The sequence below is a fragment of the Planomonospora algeriensis genome, assembly GCF_977012225.1.
The window spans coordinates 1-8201 of record NZ_CDRNDK010000298.1 but is presented as its reverse complement, the minus strand read 5'-3'; the positions used below and the strand labels follow the sequence as shown (position 1 = coordinate 8201).

The 8201-nt window shown below is 73.3% G+C and carries 9 protein-coding genes; all 9 read left to right on the top strand.

Annotated features, from left to right (window positions below):
- Positions 1 to 842 (top strand): dimethylargininase (gene ddaH / locus ACWJ6R_RS25120; RefSeq protein ID WP_449064593.1); only part of this gene is annotated, 842 nt, incomplete at its 5' end.
- Entirely contained in the window at positions 839 to 1240 is a 402-nt protein-coding gene (locus ACWJ6R_RS25115; protein WP_449064592.1) for a hypothetical protein, read from the top strand. The genes ddaH and ACWJ6R_RS25115, both read left to right, overlap by 4 nt.
- Positions 1237 to 3084, top strand: coding sequence for an ABC transporter substrate-binding protein (locus tag ACWJ6R_RS25110; protein ID WP_449064591.1), 1848 nt, complete (start codon positions 1237 to 1239; stop codon positions 3082 to 3084). The genes ACWJ6R_RS25115 and ACWJ6R_RS25110 overlap by 4 nt, the downstream gene beginning before the upstream one ends.
- A 4-nt stretch (positions 3085 to 3088) precedes the next feature.
- Complete coding sequence (locus ACWJ6R_RS25105) at positions 3089 to 4501, top strand: cation:proton antiporter (protein ID WP_449064590.1); 1413 nt, start codon at positions 3089 to 3091, stop codon at positions 4499 to 4501.
- A gap of 2 nt (positions 4502 to 4503) precedes the next feature.
- A complete protein-coding gene (locus ACWJ6R_RS25100) occupies positions 4504 to 4992 on the top strand; it encodes an ATP-grasp domain-containing protein (protein ID WP_449064589.1) in 489 nt (162 codons plus the stop codon).
- Positions 4989 to 5741: an ATP-grasp domain-containing protein gene (locus tag ACWJ6R_RS25095; RefSeq protein ID WP_449064588.1), complete on the top strand. Its 753-nt coding sequence runs from the start codon at positions 4989 to 4991 to the stop codon at positions 5739 to 5741. Before ACWJ6R_RS25100 ends, ACWJ6R_RS25095 begins: the two co-directional genes overlap by 4 nt.
- The gene (locus ACWJ6R_RS25090; protein WP_449064587.1) at positions 5738 to 7075 is read left to right on the top strand and encodes an MFS transporter; all 1338 of its coding nucleotides are present in this window, start codon (positions 5738 to 5740) and stop codon (positions 7073 to 7075) included. The genes ACWJ6R_RS25095 and ACWJ6R_RS25090 overlap by 4 nt, the downstream gene beginning before the upstream one ends.
- 14 nt (positions 7076 to 7089) lie before the next feature.
- Positions 7090 to 7908 (top strand): FAD-dependent oxidoreductase, encoded by an 819-nt coding sequence (locus tag ACWJ6R_RS25085; RefSeq protein WP_449064586.1) that lies wholly within the window; start codon positions 7090 to 7092, stop codon positions 7906 to 7908.
- Positions 7839 to 8144, top strand: coding sequence for a hypothetical protein (locus tag ACWJ6R_RS25080; RefSeq protein WP_449064585.1), 306 nt, complete (start codon positions 7839 to 7841; stop codon positions 8142 to 8144). The genes ACWJ6R_RS25085 and ACWJ6R_RS25080 overlap by 70 nt, the downstream gene beginning before the upstream one ends.
- The last annotated feature ends 57 nt before the right edge of the window (positions 8145 to 8201 follow it).

The window sequence follows — 8201 nt, the reverse complement described above, 5'->3', positions numbered from 1 at the left end:
CCGCCGGCCTCGCCGCGCCGCCGGCCCCGGCGGCGGCCGCCCGGACCCGCCGCTACCTGATGTGCCCGCCCACCCACTTCGACGTCGTCTACTCCATCAACCCCTGGATGGACCCCGGGAAGCCGGTGGACGGCGCCCTGGCCCGGCTCCAGTGGGAGGGACTGCTCCGCGCCTTCCAGGCCCTCGGCCACCGGGTGGAGCTCATCGAGCCGCTGCCCGGCTACCCCGACATGGTCTTCGCCGCCAACGGCGCCACGGTCATCGGAGGCAAGGTGCTCTCGGCCCGCTTCCGGCACGCCGAGCGCGCCGCGGAGGGCCCGGCCTACCTGGAGTGGTTCCGCGCCCGCGGCTACGAGACCCGCGAGGCCGTCCACGTCAACGAGGGGGAGGGCGACTACCTGGCGGCCGGCCGCTACCTGCTCGCCGGGACCGGCTTCCGCACCGACGTCCGCTCGCACCGCGAGGCCGAGAGGTTCTTCGGCCTCCCCGTCGCCGGGCTCCGGCTGGTGGACCCGCGCTTCTACCACCTCGACACGGCGCTGGCCGTACTCGACGACGAACTGATCATGTACTATCCGGGGGCGTTCTCCCGGGAGAGCCAGGGCGTGCTGCGCGTGCTCTACCCCGACGCGGTCATCGCCACCGAGGCCGACGCCGAGGCCTTCGGCCTGAACGCCGTCTCCGACGGCCGCCACGTCCTGATGCCGCCCGCCGCCGTCCACCTCATGGACGAGCTGCGCGAGCGCGGCTTCGAGCCGATCGGCGTGGAGCTGTCGGAGCTGCTCAAGTCCGGCGGCAGCGCCAAGTGCTGCACGCTGGAGCTGCGCGGGGGCCCTCGATGAGCGCCCCGGAGAACGGCTACGAGGGACGGCGCTTCACCTCCGGGGACGTGCCCGCCGGGGTGGAGTCGCCGACCGCGACCTACCGGCAGGAGGACGACCTGCTGTGGGGCGAGTTCGCCGGCGGCCACGCCCGGCGCGGCGCCCTCACCGGAGTCTGCGCCCCCGACGGCACCCTCGACTTCGCCTACTGCATGGTCCTCGACACCGGGGAGATCGTCTCGGGCCGCTGCCACAGCACCCCGGAGACGCTCGCCGACGGGCGCGTCCGGCTGCACGAGGAGTGGGAGCGGTACGGCGAGCACGCCGCCACCGGCGTCTCCCTGCTGGAGGAGCTCCCCGCCACCTCCACCTCCATCACCACCTCCACCGACGAGCACGAGCACGAGGACCGGACATGACCGCGACCATCGACACCGCGACCATCGGCACGGAGGCCATCGACGCGGAGGCCCCCGCGCGCCCGCACGGCGAGACCCCCGTCAAGGGCGGGACCGTCACCTGGGCCTGCGCGCCCGGCTTCCCCCCGTCGATCATCTTCCCGTTCACCCCGCCGGAGCGCTTCGGCACCCGCAACCTGCTGGAATTCCAGATCCTGATGTACCGGCCGCTGTACTTCTTCGGCACCCACGGCACCCCCGAGGTCGACTACGACCTCAGCATCGGCGAGCCGCCGGAGTGGAGCGAGGACGGCCGGACGGTCACCGTCACGGTCAAGCCCTGGAAGTGGTCCAACGGCGAGACCGTCTGCGCGGACAACGTGCTGTTCTGGGTCAACATGATGGCCGTCAAGGGCGAGCGCTACGGCGAGTACGTCCCCGGGTACTTCCCCGACAACCTGGTCTCCTACGGCAAGCTCGCCGAGGACAAGGTCTACTTCACCTTCGACAAGGCCTACTCCAAGCGCTGGGTGCTGATGAACCAGCTCAGCACCATCACCCCGATGCCCCGGGCCTGGGACCGCACCGCCGACGGGCCGGCCGACGCCTCCGGGAACCCGGCCGACGTCGAGGCCGTCTACGACTTCCTGATGGCCGAGAACGGCGGCCTGCTGGAGGAGGACAACTCCGACCGCGTGCACTGGGCCGACAGCCCCGTCTGGAGCGTGGTCAGCGGCCCGTGGCGGCTGAAGAGCTACACCATGGAGGGCGTCGTCACCTTCGTGCCCAACGAGCACTACTCCGGTCCCAACAAGCCGTACCTCGACGAGTTCCGCCAGATCCCGTTCATGTCGGACGGCGAGGAGTACGAGCGGCTCCTGGCCGGCCCGGACGGCCCGGACGGCGTCCAGGTCGGCTACCTGCCGCTCAGCTTCAGCACCGAGCCCACCGACGACCCCACCAAGGGCGGCCCCAACCCGCTCGCCGAGCACTACACGCTGGTCCCGCAGGCCGCGTTCTGCATCCGCTACATCCCCCTCAACTACAACAACCCGACCGTGGCCGGGAAGCTGCTCGCCCAGACCTACATCCGGCAGGCGATGCAGCACACGCTCGACCAGGACCGGGCGGCCCGCGAGATCTACCACGGCTACGCCTACCGGCAGGACGGCCCCGTGCCCTGCCACCCCGCGAGCGACCTGGTCTCGCCCGCCCTGCAGGGCCCGCCGGTCCTGCCCTTCGACCCTGAGCGGGCCCGCGCGCTGCTGGCCGCCAACGGCTGGGACACGAGCGTCTTCCCGGCGGTGTGCGCCGATCCCGGCGAGGGCCCCGGCCAGGCTGGCGCGGGCATTCCGGCCGGCACGAAGCTCAGCTTCTCGCTCCGGTACGCCGAGGGGCGCCCGGCGCTCACCCGGCTGATGGAGCGGTTCCGCGACGACGCGGCGCGCGCCGGCGTCGAGCTGCGGCTGCAGGAGGTCTACGGCTCGGTCCTGGTCGCCGAGGACGCCCCGTGCGTCCCCGGGCCGGACAGCCCCTGCCTGTGGGAGCTGAGCACCTGGGGCGGCGGCTGGGTCTACCACTTCCCGAGCGGCGAGATCCTGTTCAAGACCGACGCCGGGGGCAACTTCGGCCACTACAGCGACCCGAAGGCCGACGAGCTGATCGCGAAGTCGGTCACCACCGACGACCTGGGCGCGCTCTACGACTACCAGGACTACATCGCCGAGCAGGTCCCGGTCATCTTCATCCCGAACTTCTCGCTGCGGCTGTTCGAGATCGCGAACGACCTGCGGGGCTTCGAGCCGATCAACCCCTTCGGCATGATCTCGCCGGAGAACTGGTACTACGTCGAGAACGGGAAGTGACGCCGTGACCTCGGCCGCGACGCTCACCGCGCCTTTCGCCGAACCCCTCGCCGTCCCCCTGGCCGGGGCGCCCGTCGCCGTCATCCCCGCCCACCACCTGATGACCTTCCTCCTCCAGCTCGGCCTGCTCCTCGGCCTGGCGACCCTGCTCGGACGGCTCTCCGCCCGGTTCGGGCTGCCGGCGCTCCTCGGCGAGCTGTGCGCGGGCATCCTCATCGGGCCGTCGCTGCTGGCCAACGCCGCCCCGGACCTGTTCGCCTGGCTGCTGCCGCAGGACCCGGCCCGCTTCCACCTGATCGACGCCGTCGGCCAGCTCGGCGTCCTGCTCCTGGTCGGCATGACCGGCATGCACCTCGACACCGGCTTCCTGCGGCGCCAGGGCAGGTCGGCGGCCTGGATCAGCGGCACGGGACTCCTGGTGCCCCTGGCCCTCGGCGTCGGGATCGGGTTCCTGGCCCCGCCGGAGATGATCGCCGGCGGCACCGACCCCGCGGTGTTCGCCCTCTTCCTCGGCGTCGCGCTGTGCGTCAGCGCGATCCCCGTCATCGCCAAGATCCTCACCGAGATGCGCCTGCTCCACCGGGACATCGGCCAGCTCATCCTGAGCACCTCCGTGATCGACGACGTGGCGGGCTGGTTCCTGCTCTCCGTGGTCTCCGCGCTCGCCACCGCCGGAGCCCGCACCGGCCAGGCGGCGCTGACCGCGATCGCGCTGCTGGCGGTGTTCGTCCTGGCCTCCCTGCTGATCGGCCGCAGGGTGGTCGCGGCGGTGCTGCGGCTGGCCGACCGCGGCCACGGGGACCGCACCCTGATCGCCGCGGTGACCGTGCTGTTCCTGCTCTTCGCGGCGGTGACCCACGCGCTGGGCTTCGAGGCCGTCCTCGGCGCCTTCGTCTGCGGGGCGCTCATCGGGTCGTCCCCGGACCTGAAGGTCGCCCGGCTCGCCCCGCTGCAGACGTTCGTCGCCGCGGTGCTGGCGCCGATCTTCTTCGCCACGGCGGGCCTGCGGATGGACCTGACCGAGCTGGCGAACCCCGTCGTGCTCGGCGCGGGGCTGCTGGTCCTCGCCGTCGCCGTCCTCGGCAAGTTCGCCGGGGCCTACCTGGGGGCGCGCATCGCGCGGCGCACCCGCTGGGAGGCGCTGGCCCTGGGCGCCGGCCTCAACTCCCGGGGCGTCATCGAGGTGATCGTCGCCATGGTCGGGCTCCGGCTCGGCGTGCTGACCACCGCGTCCTACACCGTGATCGTCCTGGTCGCGGTCGCGACCTCGATGATGGCGCCGCCCCTGCTCCGCCTCGCGGCCTCCCGCATCGCCCCGACCGAGGACGAGGCCGTCCGCGAGGAGTTCTTCGACGCCCTGGAGACCCCGGGGCAGGCCCCCGACAAGCAGCTCGTGACGACCGCCAAGGAGGCATGACGATGACCGCAGACGACCGCCCGCTGGTCCTGGTGATCGCGACAGGGATGCGGCACTACCGCGAGTACCTGCTGCGCTCGATCGCGACCGAGTACCGGATCCACCTGTTCGCCACCGCCGAGCCCGGCTGGGAGCGCGAGCACGTCACCGGCTGGACCCTGGTGGACAGCACCGTGGACGGCCCCGGGATGGTCCCCGCCGCGCTCGACCTGGCCGCCCGCGAGCCCGTCCACGGCGTGCTTTGCTGGGACGAGGCCAGGATCCTGGCGGCCGCCCACGTCGCGGAGGCCCTGGGCCTGCCCGGCGGCGACACCGGGATGGTGCGCCGCTGCCGCGACAAGCACCTGACCCGGGTCGCGCTCGACGCCCACGGCGTGCCGCAGCCCCGCTCCCTGGCCGTCGGCACGCTGGAGGAGGCGCTGAAGGCGGCCGGCGAGACCGGCTACCCGGCCATCCTCAAACCGCGCGCCTCGGCGGCAGCCTGGGCGTGATCCGGGTGGAGGACCCGGAGGAGCTCGCCGAGCGGTTCGCCTTCGTCCGCGACCTCACCGTCCCCGACGGCGCCACGTTCGACGTTCCCGTCCTGGTCGAGGAGTACGCCGACGGCCCCGAGGTGAGCGTGGACGCCGTCGTCCAGGGCGGCGTGGTGACGCCCCTGTTCCTGGCCCGCAAGGTCCTCGGCTACGAACCGTACTGCGAGGAGGTGGGCCACTACGTCGACGCCCGCGACGAGCTCCTGCACGACCCGGAGTTCCGCCGGGTCCTGCAGGACACCCACACCGCCCTCGGGTTCACCGACGGCTTCACCCACACCGAGATCAAGCTCTCCTCCCGGGGCCTGCGCGTCATCGAGGTCAACGGCCGCCTGGGCGGGGACATGATCCCCTACCTCGGGCTCCTCACCACCGGGATCGACCCCGGGCTGGCCGCCGCGGCGGTGGCCTGCGGGCGCACCCCCGACGTGACGCCCCGGCGCGAGCTGGCCGCCGGAGTCCGCTTCTTCTACGTCGCGGAGGACGACACGACGATCGAGTCGATCGCCTTCGACGAGGCCGGCCTGCCCGGAGCCGTCGACCGGGCGATCCCGGTCGTCGAGCCCGGAGCGACCGTCTCACCCCCGCCCAAGGGCACCCTGTGGGGCCGCATCGCCTACGCGACCGCAGTCTCCGCCGACCTCGCCGAATGCCGCACCGCCCTGGACGCGGCCGAGACCAACCTGAAAGTGAAGGCAGCAGCATGACCGCCGTCGTCGGAAACGAAGAGACCACCGAACCCGCGAAGCCCGCAGCGCCCGCAGCGCCCGCCGGGACCGCGGCGGCCCCGCCGCCCCCGCCCGGCAAGGGCGACGACGGCGTGCTCGTCACCCTCAGGGAGACGCCCCGCGCGGCCAAGGCGCTGCTGCTCGGCGTGTTCGTCAACAAGCTCGCCGCGTTCATCCAGATCTACCTCGTGCTGTTCCTGACCAACCGCGGGTTCTCCCCGACGCAGGCGGGCCTCGCACTCGGGGTCTACGGGGCGGGCGCGGTCGCGGGCTCGCTCATCGGCGGGTCCCTGTCGGACCGGATCGGGCCGCGCGCGGCCACGCTGGTCAGCATGACGGGATCGGCCGCGCTGATCGTCTCCATCCTCTACCTGCCCACCTATCCGCTCCTGCTGGGCGCGGTCTTCCTGGTCAGCACGGTCGGCCAGTTCTACCGGCCGGCCGCCCAGGTGCTGCTGACCGAGCTGACGCCCAAGCACCGCCTCGTGATGATCACCGCGATGTACCGGCTCGGGCTCAACCTCGGCATGACCGCGGCCCCGCTGATCGGCGCGGCGCTGCTCTCGGTCTCCTACAACGCGCTCTTCTGGGGCGAGGCCGCCGCCGCGCTCACCTTCGCCGTCATCGCCTCGATCGCCCTGCCCCGGCGCGTCTCCCGGCCCGAGGCGGAGCAGAGGAGCGCCGAGCCGGAGCCCGGAGGCCGGTCGGGCTACCGCGCGGTCCTCGCCGACCGGCGCTACAGCCTCTACCTGGTCGCCGTCCTGCTCACCTCCATCGTGTACTGCCAGTACACGGCCACGCTCCCGCTGGACGTCGCGGCGGCGGGGATCAGCCTGTGGTGGTACGGCGCCGCCGTCTCGCTCAACGGGTTCATCGTCATCACCTGCGAGCTGGCGATGACGAAGATCGTGCAGCGGTGGCCGATCCGGCTCACCGCACTGCTCGGGCTGGGCCTGGTCTCCGTCGGCTACGCGATCTACGCCATCTCCCCGCTCCCGGTCTGGTTCATGGTCGGCACCCTGGTCTGGACCCTCTCGGAGATCATCGGCGGGCCGACGGTCTTCGCCTACCCGGCCATGGCGGGCCCCGAACGGCTGCGCGGCCGCTACATCGGCGCCATGCAGAGCGTCTTCGGGCTCGGCACCGCGCTCGGCCCGGTCCTCGGCACGCTGGTGTGGTTCCAGGTCGGCCGCTCGGTGTGGCTCTGGGCGGCCCTGGTCGCCGCCATCGCGACCGCCGCGGGCCTGGCCGGCATGCGCACCCCCGCGACCGGAGCCGAGGAGCCGCAGCCCGCGGCCGCCTCGGCCGGCTGAGCGGGGGTGCGGTGATGCCGAGGATCGCCGTCATCGGAGGAGGGATCGCCGGAGTCACCCTGGCGTGGCGCCTGTGCGAGTCCATCCGGGGGACCGCCGTCTGCCTCTACACCGGGGAGCCGTACCGCAGGGCCGACGCGAGCGCGGTCTCCGGCGGGCTGACCCGGGCCTTCGAACCCGATCCCGACCTGTGCATGGAGGCCTCCGCGAGCCTCGCCGAGCTCCAGTCGGACCCCGTGCTGCAAGCCTGGGCCTCCTACCGGGAGACCGGGTCGGTCTACCTGATGCCCGCCCTGGGCCGCGACACCGCCGAGCTGGTGGACGCCGTACGGCGCCGCATCCCGGGCTCGGTCGAGCTGCTCGACGCCGGGCGGCTCACCGCCCGGGGCGCCTTCCGCGACCTGCCGGAGGGGAGCGTCGCCGTGGTGGAGCGGCGGGCGGGCTACGTCTCGCCGGACGCGCTGCGCGGCAAGCTGCTGGTCGAACTCGCCCGGTCCGGGGTGTTCGTCGTCGACGGCCGGATCGAGACCCTCACCCGCGAGGGCGAGGTCCACCCCGTCGGCGGCCCCCCGGCGCGGTTCGACGTGGTCGTCGTGGCCGCGGGCGCGTGGACGCGGACGCTGCTGGCCCGCACGGGCCTGCCGGACGGCGGACTGCGGAACAAGGCCATCCAGTACGTGCTCGCGCCGTCCGCGCGGGAGGCCCGGGCGCGTTCGTCGACGAGACCACCGGGCTGTACGGCAGGCCGTACGCCGACGGGCGGATGCTGCTCGGCCTGCCCACCGACCGCTGGGACGTGCCGCCGGGCGCGGCGGTGGCCGACCCCGCGCTGACCACCCGGATCCTGGACACCGCCCGGTCCAGGATCGGGTACCGGCCGCCCGGCGGGAAGGCCGCCGCGGTGACGGCGGTCGCCGCGGTCGAGTGCTACCACGCGACGGGCGCGCTCTCGCTCCGCCCGCTGGCGCAGGGGATCTACACCTTCACCGGGGGGAGCGGCGGGGCGGGCAAAACGGTACTGGCCGCCAGCAGGACGGCGGCGCGGAGCCTGGTCAGGACGCTGAGGTGAGCGCGGCGCCGGCCGGAGGCGGCCGCGGCGGCGGTCACGCGGTGGCCGGGACCGCCG